This window comes from Phocaeicola dorei, assembly GCF_013009555.1.
Lineage (GTDB): Bacteria > Bacteroidota > Bacteroidia > Bacteroidales > Bacteroidaceae > Phocaeicola > Phocaeicola dorei.
The window spans coordinates 1,330,594-1,346,028 of record NZ_CP046176.1 but is presented as its reverse complement, the minus strand read 5'-3'; the positions used below and the strand labels follow the sequence as shown (position 1 = coordinate 1,346,028).

General features: G+C 41.9%; 14 protein-coding genes and 1 pseudogene. 3 read left to right on the top strand and 12 right to left on the bottom strand.

Features of this window, described 5'->3' with window-relative positions; genetic code table 11:
- Window positions 1-143 precede the first annotated feature (143 nt).
- Window positions 144-2,069, top strand: coding sequence for an NAD(+) synthase (locus GKD17_RS05225; RefSeq protein WP_007837308.1), 1,926 nt, complete (start codon window positions 144-146; stop codon window positions 2,067-2,069).
- A gap of 89 nt (window positions 2,070-2,158) precedes the next feature.
- Here GKD17_RS05225 and hisB read toward each other — a convergent pair whose 3' ends face one another.
- The 6 genes from hisB to GKD17_RS05195 form a co-directional block, all read right to left on the bottom strand.
- Complete coding sequence (gene hisB, locus GKD17_RS05220; RefSeq protein WP_007837306.1) at window positions 2,159-3,277, bottom strand: bifunctional histidinol-phosphatase/imidazoleglycerol-phosphate dehydratase HisB; 1,119 nt, start codon at window positions 3,275-3,277, stop codon at window positions 2,159-2,161.
- Window positions 3,278-3,280: 3 nt separating this feature from the next.
- Window positions 3,281-4,321 (bottom strand): histidinol-phosphate transaminase, encoded by a 1,041-nt coding sequence (gene hisC, locus GKD17_RS05215; RefSeq protein WP_007837304.1) that lies wholly within the window; start codon window positions 4,319-4,321, stop codon window positions 3,281-3,283.
- Between the two features lie 2 nt (window positions 4,322-4,323).
- Window positions 4,324-5,604, bottom strand: a complete 1,281-nt coding sequence (gene hisD, locus GKD17_RS05210) for a histidinol dehydrogenase (protein ID WP_007837303.1) — start codon at window positions 5,602-5,604, stop codon at window positions 4,324-4,326.
- A gap of 49 nt (window positions 5,605-5,653) precedes the next feature.
- Window positions 5,654-6,505, bottom strand: coding sequence for an ATP phosphoribosyltransferase (gene hisG / locus GKD17_RS05205; protein ID WP_007837301.1), 852 nt, complete (start codon window positions 6,503-6,505; stop codon window positions 5,654-5,656).
- Between the two features lie 229 nt (window positions 6,506-6,734).
- A complete protein-coding gene (locus GKD17_RS05200; protein WP_007837299.1) occupies window positions 6,735-7,226 on the bottom strand; it encodes a PaaI family thioesterase in 492 nt (163 codons plus the stop codon).
- Window positions 7,227-7,236: 10 nt separating this feature from the next.
- Complete coding sequence (locus tag GKD17_RS05195; protein WP_007837297.1) at window positions 7,237-7,536, bottom strand: Dabb family protein; 300 nt, start codon at window positions 7,534-7,536, stop codon at window positions 7,237-7,239.
- A gap of 106 nt (window positions 7,537-7,642) precedes the next feature.
- Between GKD17_RS05195 and udk the strand changes: the two genes are divergently transcribed.
- Both udk and GKD17_RS05185 read left to right on the top strand, forming a co-directional pair.
- Entirely contained in the window at window positions 7,643-8,254 is a 612-nt protein-coding gene (gene udk, locus GKD17_RS05190) for a uridine kinase (protein ID WP_007837295.1), read from the top strand.
- Window positions 8,251-9,630 (top strand): MltF family protein, encoded by a 1,380-nt coding sequence (locus GKD17_RS05185; RefSeq protein ID WP_007837294.1) that lies wholly within the window; start codon window positions 8,251-8,253, stop codon window positions 9,628-9,630. The genes udk and GKD17_RS05185 overlap by 4 nt, the downstream gene beginning before the upstream one ends.
- A 15-nt stretch (window positions 9,631-9,645) precedes the next feature.
- On the opposite strand, the gene GKD17_RS05180 is transcribed toward GKD17_RS05185, so the two are convergent.
- The 6 genes and pseudogenes from GKD17_RS05180 to GKD17_RS05155 all read right to left on the bottom strand — a co-directional run bounded on the left by GKD17_RS05180 (window position 9,646) and on the right by GKD17_RS05155 (window position 15,415).
- Window positions 9,646-9,783, bottom strand: coding sequence for a hypothetical protein (locus GKD17_RS05180; protein ID WP_007837293.1), 138 nt, complete (start codon window positions 9,781-9,783; stop codon window positions 9,646-9,648).
- 134 nt (window positions 9,784-9,917) lie between these two features.
- Window positions 9,918-10,106: a hypothetical protein gene (locus GKD17_RS05175; protein WP_007837289.1), complete on the bottom strand. Its 189-nt coding sequence runs from the start codon at window positions 10,104-10,106 to the stop codon at window positions 9,918-9,920.
- Between the two features lie 677 nt (window positions 10,107-10,783).
- Window positions 10,784-10,933: pseudogene (locus GKD17_RS05170) on the bottom strand (AAA family ATPase); the annotation flags it as partial.
- 238 nt (window positions 10,934-11,171) lie between these two features.
- Window positions 11,172-12,467 (bottom strand): sensor histidine kinase, encoded by a 1,296-nt coding sequence (locus GKD17_RS05165; RefSeq protein WP_007837280.1) that lies wholly within the window; start codon window positions 12,465-12,467, stop codon window positions 11,172-11,174.
- Between the two features lie 22 nt (window positions 12,468-12,489).
- Entirely contained in the window at window positions 12,490-13,845 is a 1,356-nt protein-coding gene (locus GKD17_RS05160) for a sigma-54-dependent transcriptional regulator (protein ID WP_007837279.1), read from the bottom strand.
- 85 nt (window positions 13,846-13,930) lie between these two features.
- Complete coding sequence (locus GKD17_RS05155) at window positions 13,931-15,415, bottom strand: TolC family protein (protein ID WP_007837277.1); 1,485 nt, start codon at window positions 15,413-15,415, stop codon at window positions 13,931-13,933.
- Between the last annotated feature and the right edge of the window lie 20 nt (window positions 15,416-15,435).

Sequence of the window (15,435 nt, the reverse complement as noted above, 5' to 3'; positions counted from 1 at the left end):
ACAATTTTATTTCATGTGCAAAGATAGATAGTTATTCGCAACAAACAAATAAATCACGTACTTTTTTTTATTTTTTTTATTTAGGGGTATAAATCGGGAAAGAATGATTAATTTTGCAAGTATATATAATAATTAGGTATAATATGAAATACGGTTTTGTAAGAGTGGCGGCTGCCATTCCGATAGTGAAAGTGGCTGACTGCAAATTTAATGCACAACAGATTGAAACTCAAATTGCCATAGCAGACGGGAAAGGAGTACAAATTATCATTTTTCCCGAACTAAGTATTACAGGGTATACTTGCGCCGACTTGTTCGGTCAGTCTTTACTGTTGGAAGAAGCAGAAATGGCTTTAATGCAGATTATGAATAATACCCGACAAATGGATATCGTCTCCATTGTAGGGATGCCTGTGGTTATGAATTCCACGCTGCTGAATAGTGCTGTTGTTTTCCAAAAAGGAAAAATACTGGGTATTGTTCCCAAAACATATTTACCTAATTATAAAGAGTTCTATGAACAACGCTGGTTTACCTCTGCTCTAAACCACCCAGATGGTAATGTACGTCTCTGCGGACAAAATGTACCGGTCAGCGCCAACCTGCTTTTCGACACTCCGGAAACTTGCTTTGGCATTGAAATCTGCGAAGATATGTGGGCCCCCATTCCCCCCAGTTCCGCATTAGCATTGAAAGGAGCGGAAATCATTTTCAATATGTCTGCCGATAATGAAGGGATAGGCAAGCATAATTATGTCCGTTCATTAGTCAGTCAACAATCAGCACGCTGCCTGGCAGGATATGTATTCAGTTCATCCGGTTTCGGCGAATCGACTACAGACGTTGTTTTTGCAGGCAACGGACTGATATATGAAAACGGCACATTACTTACCGAATCTGAACGTTTCTCATTCAAAGAACAGTTAGTCATCAGTGAAATAGACGTAGAGCGTCTTCGTGGCGAACGGTTGACCAATACCACTTTTGCCGCCAATATCGGCAACTGCCCGGGACGTCCCGCCATCCACATCAGTACAGAATTTGTTAACACACGCGATCTTAGTCTTACACGCAGTATAGAAGCCCATCCTTTTGTTCCTCAGGGCAAAGAATTGGATGAGCGTTGTGAAGAAATTTTTGCCATCCAAATAGCAGGGCTTGCCAAACGTTTGGTACACACTCACTGCAAGACTGTAGTAGTCGGTATTTCCGGTGGTTTGGATTCCACCTTGGCACTTTTGGTCTGTGCCAAAACTTTCGACAAATTGAATTTGCCACGAAAAGGCATCATCGGCATCACCATGCCTGGTTTTGGCACTACCGACCGCACTTATAATAATGCTCTCCATCTGATGGCTTCATTAGGCGTTACTATTAAAGAAATCAGCATTAAGGAATCCTGCATCCAGCATTTTAATGACATAGACCACGATATGACCATACACGATGTGACTTACGAAAACAGTCAGGCACGCGAACGGACTCAAATTCTGATGGATGTTGCCAACCAACTGAGCGGTCTTGTCATTGGTACAGGAGACCTTTCAGAACTTGCCCTAGGCTGGGCCACCTACAATGGCGACCACATGTCTATGTATGGAGTCAATGGAAGTATTCCCAAAACATTGGTCAAATACCTGGTAAATTGGGTGGCTTTGAATGACATGGATAATGAATCACGTATTACTCTGCTCGATATTGTAGACACTCCTATCAGCCCCGAACTGATTCCTGCTGATGAAAACGGCAATATCAAACAAAAGACAGAAGATTTGGTAGGGCCATACGAACTGCATGACTTCTTCCTTTATCAATTCCTACGTTTCGGTTTTCGTCCCGCCAAGATATTCTTCCTGGCAAGTATCGCTTTTCGTGATACATACGATGAGGCAACAATCAAAAAATGGCTTACTATATTCTGCCGCCGTTTCTTTCAACAACAATTCAAACGTTCCTGCCTGCCCGATGGTCCCAAAGTGGGATCCGTATCACTCAGTCCCCGAGGTGACTGGCGTATGCCAAGCGATGCAAGTGCAGCTTCATGGCTGAAAGAATGCGAAGAGCTATAAACCATATAAAAAAGTAAGTTAGCTTCAAAGACAAAGTAACTTAACTTAGTTGGGCAAATAAGTTAAGTTACTTTGTCTTTGAAGCTAACTTAAATACATCCCTTGCTTGAGGGTACTTCAAAATAGTAAATATCTCTTCGCACAGCCATCTTTATGGCACGAGCCAAAGCCTTGAAAATACCTTCTATTTTATGATGTTCATTCTGCCCCTCGGCTTTGATATTTAAATTCATACGAGCTGCATCACTCAATGATTTAAAAAAATGAGGAAACATCTCGGTAGGCATCTCCCCTATTTTCTCTCGATGAAACTCAGCATCCCATACTAACCATGCTCTACCGCCAAAATCCAAAGCTACCCGACAAAGACAATCATCCATGGGCAAGCAATATCCGTAACGCTCAATGCCACGCTTGCTGCCCAATGCCCGATAAATACATTCACCCAAAACAATGGCAGTATCTTCAATAGTATGATGTTCGTCCACTTCCAAATCACCTTTTACTTTAATGGTAAGATCAATACCACCATGTTTTCCAATCTGTTCCAACATGTGATCAAAAAAACCAATACCTGTAGAAATATCACACTTTCCGCTGCCATCTAAATTTAAGCTGATATAAATATCCGTTTCCTTCGTAGTACGACGGACCTCCGCTATACGTTCTCCGGCAAAAAGAAATTCAGCGACCTTATCCCAATCTGTAGTAACCAGTACACAATAGGATTCCAGTTCTTTTTCTTTCAGAATATCCATATTATCTTGCAGCAAGATAGCCTTACATCCCATATTTTTAGCCAGTTCCACATCTGTAACACGGTCACCAATAACAAAACTGTTAGCCAAATCATAATCACCGGTAAGATATTTTCCCATCATTCCTGTTCCAGGCTTGCGGGTAGGCACATGGTCTTCCGGAAAACTGCGGTCTATCAAGATATCATCAAAAGTGATACCTTCCCCCTCCAATGTCTTCAACACTAGGTTGTGCACCGGCCAAAAGGCATCCTCAGGAAAAGAAGAAGTACCGAGGCCATCTTGATTGGTAACCATCACAAATTCAAAGTCGAGCTTACTGTGGATAAATCCCAAATTACGAAATACCTTAGGATAAAACTCCAATTTATGGAAAGAATCCAATTGGTAATCAACCGGTGGCTCGATAACCAACGTACCGTCACGATCTATAAACAACGCTTTCTTCATATTTCAACATTCATAATTCTTCAATGCTTCCAACAACATATCATTCTCCGGACGTGTACCAATAGTCACACGCAAACAATCACGACATAAAGAAATATTGGTACGGTTACGCACTATGATACCTTTACCTACCAAATAATTATATATTTTCTTGGCATCTGTCACTTTAGCTAGAAAAAAATTAGCATCCGTAGGATAGATTTTCTCACAACAAGGCAGTTCTACAAATTCATTGACCAAACGCGTCCGTTCTTCCAATAACGACTTTACCCAACGTTCTACCTCATAATGCCGATGCAACATCATAACAGCCTCTTTCTGTGTCAGCAGATTCACATTATACGGATATTTAATCTTACTGAAAATAGAGATGATTTCTTTAGACGCAAAGGCCATGCCCAAACGAATGGCAGCACATCCCCATGCCTTAGAAAAAGTCTGGAAGACAATCAAATTAGGATATTTATCTAAATCGGCAAGGAAAGACGGCGCATCAGAAAAATCGGAATAGGCCTCGTCTATAATCACCAATCCCTGAAAAGTATCCAGCAATTTTTCCATTTCCCTACGATCCAGGTTATTACCGGTTGGATTATTGGGCGAGCAAAGAAAAACCAGTTTGGTGTGATCGTCTGTTGCCGCCAATAGTTTGTCGGCACTGAACTGATAGTTTTCATCCAACAACACCTTGCGATATTCTACATCGTTGACATCGGCACACACCTGATACATACCATAAGTAGGGTCAATAGCCGCTACATTATCCACCCCCGGAATACAGAACGCGCGATATACCAAGTCAATAGCCTCATCACTGCCGTTTCCCAGAAAGATCGTATCGGGGTCTACCTTTTTAATAGGAGCTATCATATTCTTCAGTTCCCGCTGCATAGGATCAGGATAACGGTTATTAGGTGTATTGTACGGATTCTCATTGGCATCCAGAAAAACAGATGCCTCCGCTCCATTATATTCGTCACGTGCCGATGAATAGGGTTTCAAAGCCCAAATATTCGGGCGCGTCAATTCTTTCAAATCTTTCATCTTTATACTGTTTTTAATCTTACGGTTACTGCATTCTTATGCGCACCCAGTTGTTCATTAGCCGCCATCACCTCAATAGCAGGACCGATATTCTGAATACCCTCACCATTAATCTCCTGAAAAGTGATTTTACGGATAAAACTATCCAGGCTCACCCCACTATACGCTTTGGCGTAACCATTGGTAGGTAAAGTATGATTGGTTCCGGATGCATAATCACCGGCACTCTCCGGAGTAAGTGAACCTAGAAATACAGATCCGGCATTGACAATACGCTCTGCCAGTTCCATATAATCCTTGGTCTCGATAATCAAATGCTCGGGAGCATATTCATTCGTCAGAGCAATTGCCTCATCCATATCCCTCACCAAAATCAATTTGCTGTTTGCCAACGACTTTTCGGCTATTTTCCATCTGGTAAGCAAAGCCAACTGGCGTTGTACCTCATACTCCACCTCCTTCATTAATTTCTCAGAAGTAGTTATCAGCATGGCCTGACTATCAACTCCATGTTCCGCCTGTGAAAGCAAATCGGCTGCCACAAATACAGGATTAGCCGTCTCGTCGGCCAGCACTTCGACTTCAGAAGGGCCGGCAGGCATATCTATCGCAACATCCCGCAAAGAAACCTGCTGCTTGGCAGCCGTTACATATTGGTTACCCGGACCGAAAATTTTATAAACCTTAGGCACACTTTCCGTTCCGTATGCCATAGCAGCGATGGCCTGCACCCCTCCTGCTTTGAATATTTTATTTACTCCGGCCAATTTTGCCGCATACAAGATAGCAGGATGAACCTTTCCTTCTTTATCAGGAGGAGTACAAAGTACGATTTCCTTGCAACCTGCAATCTGTGCCGGAGTAGCCAACATCAATACGGTAGAAAATAAAGGCGCCGTGCCTCCGGGAATATACAAGCCCACCTTTTCAATAGCAACAGCCTTCTGCCAACAAGTTACACCAGATACAGTCTGCACCTTTTTCCCTTCAAATCGCTGAGAATTATGAAAAGTATGAATATTTTTCTGTGCCAGCATAATAGCTGCCTTCAATTCAATAGGTACCTCCTTTTCCGCTTCAGCAATTTCCGTTTCAGTAACCCCCAGTAAGTCCAGTTTCACCTTATCAAAACGTTCTTCATATTCCCTCACCGCTTTATCTCCTTCCGTCTTCACTTTATCCAGCACTTCTTTAACCGTATCGCGCAGCGTGTCTGTATTTAATGCCGGACGACGGAGAATTTCCACCCAGTCTTTCTTTTCAGGATATATTATTTTCTTCATACATGTATTCTTTTATAAGTTTACAAATCTCGCCTGACGTATGGACCGGCTATAATATCATTTTCTCAATGGGCAATACCAAAATACCTTCCGCGCCCAATGCCTTCAGTTTTCCGATGATCTCCCAAAAACGTTTCTCGTCAAGCACTGTATGTACCGAACTCCATCCTTCTTGTGCCAATGGCATCACAGTAGGACTCTTCATACCCGGCAGCACTTCGATAATTTCTTCCAAACGCTCTGTCGGAGCATTCATCAAGACATATTTCTTGTCTTCGGCAGCTTTCACCGCTTCAATACGGAACAAGAGTTCATTCAAAATCTCTTTCTTCTCCTCAGACATATTCTTATTGCCTATCAGCAATGCCTCACTTTTCATAACCACTTCCACTTCCTTCAAGCTATTGCTTACCAAAGTCGATCCCGAACTTACAATATCAAAAATAGCATCTGCCAAACTGATTCCCGGAGCAATCTCTACCGAACCGGTAATGACATGAATATCAGAATGAATACCATTCCGTTCCATGAAATCTTTCAAAATGCCGGGATAAGAAGTCGCAATCTTGCGTCCTTCAAACCAAGACAAACCCGGATAGTCCACATCTTTAGGTATAGCCAATGACAAACGGCACTTGCTGAATCCCAAACGTTTAATCACCTCAGCGTCTTCTTTTCTCTCTACAAACTCATTCTCGCCTACAATCCCTAAATCAGCCACTCCACCAGCCACCGACTGAGGAATATCATCATCGCGAAGAAAAAGAACTTCGATAGGAAAATTAGATGACTGTACTAAAAGAATTCTTTTAGAAGCGGAGATTTTAATATCCGCCTCTTGTAATAATGCCATTGTCTCTTCAAACAAACGGCCTTTTGACTGTACTGCAATTCTAAGCATGATTCTATCTGTTTTTTAATTATTAACCGGCAATAAAAAGGGCTTACCGTTTTCGGCAAGCCCTATATCATCATACTACAATATCATCTTAGCCCACCGAGTTATTCGTTAGGAAAATGATGATGATGTGTAGCTGTTCTAACCATAGTCTTTTCTTTTTATTTGCGACAAAAATAAAGTTTATATTTGATATCAGCAAATAATTATCGCAAAAACTTTATTTTTTCTTTCAAATTAAAGGTATTATCTCATCTTGCTCCACCTCGCAGCTCAAAAAATGCATTTCTTCCTTCGCCTTCTCTTGCGGAAAAGTGAAATAAGTGCATAGAGCCTTGGTGCAAAGTTCCTCTTTATTATTATAAATAGCCGCTTCTACAAATACGATATTGCGCTTCCTCTCCTTTATGGAGGCTTTCAATACAATATACGAATCGTTAGTATTAACAGGCTTCATATAACGAGTTTCCATTTTGGACGTAACACCGGTAGTCTGTAGTTTACGCAAAACTACCCATGCACAAATCTCATCCAACAGCACCGCCTGAATACCTCCATGCAACGTATCAATCCACCCCTGAAACTGTGGCTGAGGTTTCCAGATACTGATTACCTCATTCCCGTCTTCATAAAATTCCATCTTCACTCCGGCGTCATTATTAGGAGCACAGCCAAAGCAATTATATCCTTTCATCCCCTTCCAGGGATTGATTATCTTTTTCATAAGCTATCTTTTATAATTCATAATCCACACAAGCACGATCAGCCTTAACCTCTTTCAAGAGGCCGGCAGCAGCTACATGATCCGGATGAACGGCATAGGCATTGACATCTGCCAGCGTATCGAATTCACTATCCAAACAAATATCCCATTTTTCAGCAGAATTGGTATTCAGCCCCACAAATATATGACGGATAAAACCTATCTTGACCGGCAAAGCTTCAATAGCCGCTTTAAAATCATTCATCACTTTCAATTTTTCTTCTTGTGAAAGAGTTTCTTTCAATTTAAATAAAACAATGTGCTTAACCATACTTGATATTTTAATTAATTATCCTACTTTTGTAATTGACACAGGGCTTAAAGTATTTAGCCTGATGCAAAAGTAACAGTTTTGTTTTAAAATACATTCTATTATTATGATAATTATTGGCATAGCCGGCGGAACCGGTTCAGGAAAGACCACTGTAGTTAGAAAAATCATAGAGAGCCTGCCCCTAGGTTCCGTTGCAGTCATTCCACAAGATTCATATTATAATGATCAGTCATCCATTCCCTTGGAAATACGTAAACAAACCAATTTCGACCATCCCGACGCTTTTGACTGGCCGCTCTTTGAACAACAGATAGCCGAATTACGTAAAGGACATCCCATTGAACAACCTACCTATTCTTATATAATATGTACACGCCTACCCGAAACCGTCCATGTAGAGCCTAAGGAAGTCATCATCGTAGAAGGTATCATGAGCCTCTATGATAAAGAGTTACGCGATCTGATGGATTTAAAAATTTTCGTGGATGCCGAACCCGATGAACGTTTGCTGCGTGTGATTACCCGCGACATGGTGGAACGCGGCCATCCCTTGGAAATGCTGATAGACAAATACCGGAACATTCTGAAACCGATGCATGACGAATTCATAGAGCCTACCAAACAATATGCCGACATTATTATCCCCAATGGAGGCAACAACCAAAAGGCCATTGAAATCCTTAAACTATATATTGAAAAGATTTTAGGAAGATGAAAAATGTCTGGCTATTAGTCCTTGCCTGTATATGCATGACAGCGTGCCGCAACCGGCAACAATCTGCCGAAGTGACAAATTATGATTTGCCGCAAATAAAAGACAGCGGAGAATTAGTAGCCCTGACCTTGAACAGTTCTACCTCTTATTTCGACTATCGGGGCGAGCCTATGGGATTCCAGTATGAGCTGGCCGATCAGTTTACCCGCTCATTGGGCGTAAAGCTGAAAATAAAAGTAGCACAGAATGCCCGTGATCTGGTCCATAAACTATTACAAGGAGAAGGAGACCTGATAGCCTATAATCTACCTGTCACCAAAGAGTTTAAAGATAGTGTAGAATTTTGCGGGGAAGATATTATCACCCATCAGGTATTGGTACAACGCAATACTCAAAAAAAGAAGAAAGCACTGAATAATGTGACAGAATTAATAGGGAAAGAGGTCTATGTAAAACCAGGAAAGTATCTGGAACGTCTCATCAATCTGGATAAAGAACTGGGTGGCGGTATATTGATACACGAAGTCAATAATGACAGCATCACCACCGAGGATTTAATCATGCAGGTTTCCAATGGTGAGATAGATTATGCCATCTGTGATAACGACCTTGCCAAATTAAACAAGACTTATTACCCCAATCTGAATATTGACCTGGCTGTCAGTTTTGACCAACGTGCCTCATGGGCCGTACGTAAGACCTCACCGCTACTAGGTGAAGCTGCTACTAAATGGCATCAGGAAAATATAACTTCTCCTGCCTATCAGGCCAGTAGCAAGCGTTATTTTGAAATAAGCAAACGGACACCTCACGGTTCCATCTTGTCCGTCAAAGACGGAAAGATTTCACACTTCGACACTCTATTCAAGAAATATGCCAAAGAAATAGATTGGGACTGGCGTATTTTAGCTTCCCTAGCCTATACAGAATCTAATTTTGATACGACAGCCGTATCATGGGCAGGCGCGAAAGGATTAATGCAGCTCATGCCCCGGACGGCGCGTGCTATGGGAGTTCCTCCCGGTAAAGAACAGAATCCGGAAGAGAGTATAAAGGCCGCTGTGAAATATATCGCTGCCACTTCCCGTTCTTTCAACGCAATAAAAAATGAAAACGAACGGATGAAATTTGTCTTGGCGGCTTATAACGCCGGAATAGGACACGTACTGGATGCCATGGCACTGGCTGAAAAATATGGCAAGAATAAATATGTATGGGATAATAGCGTAGATGACTATATCCTGCTTAAAAGTAATGAAGAATATTTCAATGATCCGGTTTGTAAGAATGGATACTTCCGAGGGGTAGAGACTTACAATTTCGTTAAGGAAGTAATGAGCAGAGGGGAAGTGTATAAAAAGAAAATCAAAGACTGACAGCCACTCCTTTTATTATTTCAGGTGGACTTTAAAAACCACTCCGCCGGAAAAGTAACGGCAGCGGTTGAACTCTATCACCGCATTGATATAATCTTTCCAAAAGCTGTATTCAGCACCTATATTAATTGTACGGGCGTCATATTCAGCCATAAGGTTCAGTTCCAACCGGTTCCGTAGGGTTGAAACTTCAGTTCCATCAGGCTGGAACTAAGGTTTCACCAGATTGTAACTATGGCTTTGTCGGGATGCAACCATAGTTCTGGCGATCCGCAATCAGATTCCCATCAGGCTGTAGTCAGTATCTTGTTCGTTGGTGGACGATATTCTGCCGGTCCGGTTTCCGGGTGCTGTGTGCCTGTATTCCCGCCTTTTCCCAGCGTTTGATCATCCTCCGCCTCCTGTTTCTTCCCCCTCCTACGGACTTTTTGGGGTAGAAAAGAGGTAAAAGTGGTGGCAGCAGCCCTTTTTACCATATAAAAAAAGTGCTGCCACCACCCTATGAAACGTCCTGCTCATGGTGCTTTCAGTGGAAAGAGTGATAGCAGTGGCAGCAGTTTTGCAAAACTCTGTGGTGGAGGTTTTCGCGTAAGATCCGGAATTTCATCTCAAAAGATAAGGACGTTTTTTAAAAAGATCAAGAACTTTCAAAAAAAGATAACGGCCTTTTTTAAAAAGAACAAGAGCTTTTTTAAAAACGTCTTGATCTTTTTACCGCTGCCGGAAATACCGGGAACTTTGCGATCACACTCCATAGAAGTACAAACCCTTTACACACACTTTTTACGATAAAAAGCCAGAAAACGCCCTACTTTATATCAAGCCGGAATATCCTACAAAAAAAGAATATATAGCTGACAACAAGCATGTTATACAGAAATATGCTTCAAAACGTAGTGAGGGCATGAGAGATTAGTGAGGGCATAAGGAAGAGCAACTATTTTTACCACAACTACACAAATTATTCATGATCAACATGTTACATATACAGTGAGAGCATGAGGGCATAAACGCTCCCAACTTTTTTGTGGATTTGGACTGATAACGATGAATAAAATAATGTATCAAGCTATTTTATAACGTTACTTACTTATTCCAAACTACAGGATATTTTCAGGCTTGTCCGGATATTACCTCACCTCTTTCCGCCCTTCATAATACTTTTGCCGAAACGGCGCGGACGGCTGAAAAAATAAATACTTCCTCTACTCACCGACTGGTAGATAAGGTCGGTCTTATCCACATAAACATATCCGTTTTCACGGATTTGACTAAAAGTCTGTATGCCGATAGGGTATTTCATAATTTAATTATTTAGCACATAATATTGTGAAGATAAACCAAACAAACCGATTTCATTCAATCCTGATTAAACATTTTTCATCGCGGACGACTTAGCATAATAAAAAGAGTTTTCATTTTGAACTGAGATTTCGAAAGAACCAACAGCACAAAAAGAAACACCCGAAAGACATTTACTATAAACCCTCCCTTTTCACTTCCTTGCGGAAGCATCAGCGTGGTAAAGTGGTAGAAAATCATCAGAAACGGATACGGAAACGGGTCAGTTTATCCGGATAGGTACGAAGAGAGAAAGTACACCCATGTTTTATCAAAACTTCACGAATAAAAATAAGACCGATACCCTGTCCGTTAGGCTTGGTGGAGAAGAAAGGACTGAACAGTTTGGTTTCCACCTCTTTACTGATACCGGCACCGGTATCAGCAATTTCCAACATCGTAGGTGATACGGAAGTACGGATAAAGATATCTCCTGTTTCCCCGATACTTTCAGCCGCATTCTTGATAATGTTGACTAGTACTTGCTCAAACAGAGAAGTATCCATCATCACTTCAGGATTCTCTTTACATAAATCAAGATGCAGCGTAATCTTACGGTTACGGCAAACCGTTTCCATAAATGTCTTGCAAGCGGCTACGCGGTCATTCAAGTCCACTGATTGTAATTGAGGCTCGGGAATCTTCACCACATTGGCAAAATTTGTGATAAAACGGCTCATGCTGTAGCAACGCTCTATGCAGACTTTCATCACTTCGCGCAAGTCTTCCGTATCCTCCATACATTCCAAAGCGCCATCCACCGTATCAAGAGTAGAGGTAATGCCCGCAGTCGTATTATTCACCTCATGTGCTATCATACGGATCACTTTTTCGTATGCCTTTTTCTCTGCTTTCACCACCTCGGAAGTCAGACTTTCCACCAGAATAAACGGATGAGAGAAGCCTCTGTCAACAAAAGAAAGCCGGGAACAGCGGTAAATCATGGAGTCGCTCAGACGAATTGTTTCAGTAGTATCTTTGGGAATACGTTCTATTTCTTCGGCCAAAGGGGAAGCCAACTCGCACAGCAATCGGCCTCTGACTTCCTCTGCCGAAGAATAATCCAAAAAACGAAGAGCTGCAGCATTTAGCATGGAAATATGTCCGTCCAAAGTCAGTATGACAACTCCCATGGGAGAAGCGCTGACCAGCAGGTCAAGAAAATGATTCTGCTCACGCAACCGAAGGCGCTCGTCTTTCAACTGCTCCATCATGCGGTTGAAAACCAACACAATGCGGTCGGCTTCCTTTTGTCCGACAGGAGTCAGCCTACTGCTGAAATCCTGCTCACGAAGAAGCTCCATACCGTTGCCGATGATATCAAGCGGTTTCACGACTTTGCGATAGAAATAAACCAGAAACACAAGACTGAATGTAATAACTCCCTCTCCTATATAAAACAACGCACCGCGTTCCTTCAATGTAAGAACGAGCAGGATAGTCCATACTGCTGTCAACAGTAATGCTAAAAAAAAGAACAAGAATTTCAGTTTCATATTTTATCCGGTTCCGTTTTTGCTAATCATTCACTTGTATATTGTATTTCTCCAAACGGCGATAAAGAGCAGCCCGGCTGATTCCTAAGGCTACGGCAACCTGTGACATATTATTGTTATACTTCTCAAGCGTTTGTAGAATAGTCTGCTTTTCTATCTCCTCCAAGGTCATGCCTTGCAGATTCGTTGTCACCTTCTGTTCTATAGGATGCTGGTATTGTGATTTAAAATCATCCGCAGTCAATATTTCCTTTCCACTGACCAGCAAGGTACGTTCCACCAAATTCTTTAATTCACGGATATTACCCGGATAAGGCAAACGGCTTAAATAATCCATCGCTTCAGAAGTAAATTCCACTTTGGGAAGACCGTTCGATTCACATTGTTTGTCGGCAAAATGACGGACCAATAAGGGAATATCCTCACGGCGTTCGCGTAATGCCGGAAGATGCACCGTAATTAAATTAATACGATAGAACAAATCCTCGCGGAAGGTGTGTTCCTGCACCATCTGTCGTAAATCGGCATTCGTCGCACTGACCACACGGATATCGACTTTACGGGGACGGCTGTCGCCCAAGACTTCAAAAGTCTGTTCTTGTAACACGCGAAGCAGTTTCACCTGACAGCTTAAATCCAAATCGCCAATCTCATCCAAAAAAATCGTACCTTTATCAGCCAGTTCAAAACGTCCTACCCTGTCGGCTGTGGCATCCGTAAACGCACCTTTCTTATGACCGAACATTTCACTCTCGAACAAAGTATGAGAAATTCCTCCCAAGTTCACTTTCACAAAAGGTTTCTTGCTACGGGGACTGTTCAAATGTACCGCTTCGGCTATCAACTCCTTGCCTGTACCACTTTCACCGGTAATCAAGACCGATGCGTTGGTACGCGCTATCCGCTTGATCGTGGCCAGCACATCCATCAGTGCTTTACTCTTTCCAATGATATGGCTACGGTCAAAGCCGTCATTATCTTCCACCGGAACCTCTGCTTTCTTATCTTGTGAAGTCAGTTCCAAAGCCGTTTCTATCCGTTGCATCAACGCCACGTTGTTCCAAGGCTTGGTAATAAAGTCAAATGCACCTGCCTGCATCCCTTGCACGGCAAGCTGGATACTTCCCCATGCTGTCATCAATATAACGGGAACATCGGGCCGGAACACTTTGACCTGTTTCAAAAGAGTCAATCCTTCTTCACCACTGGTGGACAGGGTGAAGTTCATATCCATCAAGATTAACTGGGGCGCAACCGAACGGACTATTTCAATAGCCTCTTTGGGACCCGGTACGGCCTGCACATCATATTTCGCCCTTTTCAGCATAAAGCTCAGAGAAGAACGAATGGCACTGTCATCGTCTATAATTAATATCATAATGCTGCAAATGTAGAAATTATTATTTTAATAAGTACAAAGACAACCCCATTTTATATTCAAACAGAATTGAATAGTGAAAATCCTATTGTTTGATAATCTTCTCGAAATCGGCATCAATATTAGTATTGGTATTGAAATCCCACAATGTCAAGCTGCGCAACTGGTAATAATAGTACCAATAATAGAACAACTCATTGATATGCTTCTGACGAGCCTCATCTTTCTTTGACTGGGAATCATTCAAATCCAATGTCGAGATTTTACCGACCATGAAGGTTTCCACATTGGTGCTGTAACGTTTCTGGGCAATCTTGTCCGCATCGTCTGCTATCTGCAACTGGGCCTGCTGGTTATTGAACTGTTCTACAAGGATAAACAGATTCTGATTGAAATTCATGGTCTCCTGACGTAGCTTGCTTTCAGTCACATCGCGGTTACTTTGAGCAATCTTTACCTGACCACGACGTTTTCCCCAGTCAAGAATAGGAATTTTAAAACCAACTTCTACAATCTGGTTATCTTTCAAACGGCGGTATGCACTATTAAATTCATTGTCTGTTCCTGTAAAACCTACCTGTGCATAGAGCTTGATTTCACGTAAATTACCTTTCGCCTTAGCCACTTCAAAATCTGCTTCCAACTGGCGGCGACGAATATTGTGCGCAAATGAATTATTGGCAAGTGCTTTGTCCAAAACATCCGGATAGTTCAGCAATACAGTCGGAATCGTCTCGGGAACAACCGGTTCCAATTCCTCATCTTCTCCTAATGCTAGAAATGAACGGAGTTTGAACATATTACTTTTCAAGTTGCTTTCATTTTCAGTCAACGTAGAACGGGCATTCAATACATTCAGTTCCAATTGCAACAAATCATTTTCACTGATCTGCCCCATACTACGCTTTGCCTTAGCCACTTCATACAGTTTATCTGCATTCTTCAGATTCTGTCGGGCGATGCCTACATTTTCCTTAGCCAACAACAAATTGAAAAAATAGTTGATAGTAGTCATGGTTACCTCTTCGGTTGCAGTAAGAAATGCGGCTTTAGCTTCAGCGTATCTCACCGGTTCGATGCGGCGGTTCCATTTAATTGTATTCACTCCGAAAATAGGTTGTTCCAAAGTCAATGCCACAGGAACAGACATATATCGTTTTGATTTATCTCCATCCAGTTGTTTCAAGAAATCAAGAGAGGTATTCAATGAGAGTTTACCACCGGTCAACCAAATATTCTGATCGATAGAAACTTCACCATTCATTTCCATATAATTATTACGTACAAATGTATAAGCACCGTTATCCTGCTGATAAGAATTATACTTCTTATTATAGCTGGGAATAGTGGCTTCAAAATTCATTTCCGGAAGCAAATCCGCACGGAAAGTACGATATTCCCAATAAGCGGTTTTCAGCTCGTTTAAAGCTACGGCCGCATCTACACTTTGCACACGGGCAATAGTAATGGCTTCCTCCAAAGTGATGGCACGTCGCTTTTCTTGTGGCTGCGCTCCGGCAACCAACGATATGCCAAAGGCTAAAAATAGAGATATTACTTGTTTTTTCATTGCGTTATTATTCTTTTTAT

Coding starts and splice junctions, on each gene's coding strand:
- GKD17_RS05225 (WP_007837308.1), top strand. CDS start 144: ATGAAATACGGTTTTGTAAGAGTGGCGGCTGCCATTCCGATAGTGAAA.
- hisB (WP_007837306.1), bottom strand. CDS start 3,277: ATGAAGAAAGCGTTGTTTATAGATCGTGACGGTACGTTGGTTATCGAG.
- hisC (WP_007837304.1), bottom strand. CDS start 4,321: ATGAAAGATTTGAAAGAATTGACGCGCCCGAATATTTGGGCTTTGAAA.
- hisD (WP_007837303.1), bottom strand. CDS start 5,604: ATGAAGAAAATAATATATCCTGAAAAGAAAGACTGGGTGGAAATTCTC.
- hisG (WP_007837301.1), bottom strand. CDS start 6,505: ATGCTTAGAATTGCAGTACAGTCAAAAGGCCGTTTGTTTGAAGAGACA.
- GKD17_RS05200 (WP_007837299.1), bottom strand. CDS start 7,226: ATGAAAAAGATAATCAATCCCTGGAAGGGGATGAAAGGATATAATTGC.
- GKD17_RS05195 (WP_007837297.1), bottom strand. CDS start 7,536: ATGGTTAAGCACATTGTTTTATTTAAATTGAAAGAAACTCTTTCACAA.
- udk (WP_007837295.1), top strand. CDS start 7,643: ATGATAATTATTGGCATAGCCGGCGGAACCGGTTCAGGAAAGACCACT.
- GKD17_RS05185 (WP_007837294.1), top strand. CDS start 8,251: ATGAAAAATGTCTGGCTATTAGTCCTTGCCTGTATATGCATGACAGCG.
- GKD17_RS05180 (WP_007837293.1), bottom strand. CDS start 9,783: ATGGCTGAATATGACGCCCGTACAATTAATATAGGTGCTGAATACAGC.
- GKD17_RS05175 (WP_007837289.1), bottom strand. CDS start 10,106: ATGGTAAAAAGGGCTGCTGCCACCACTTTTACCTCTTTTCTACCCCAA.
- GKD17_RS05165 (WP_007837280.1), bottom strand. CDS start 12,467: ATGAAACTGAAATTCTTGTTCTTTTTTTTAGCATTACTGTTGACAGCA.
- GKD17_RS05160 (WP_007837279.1), bottom strand. CDS start 13,845: ATGATATTAATTATAGACGATGACAGTGCCATTCGTTCTTCTCTGAGC.
- GKD17_RS05155 (WP_007837277.1), bottom strand. CDS start 15,415: ATGAAAAAACAAGTAATATCTCTATTTTTAGCCTTTGGCATATCGTTG.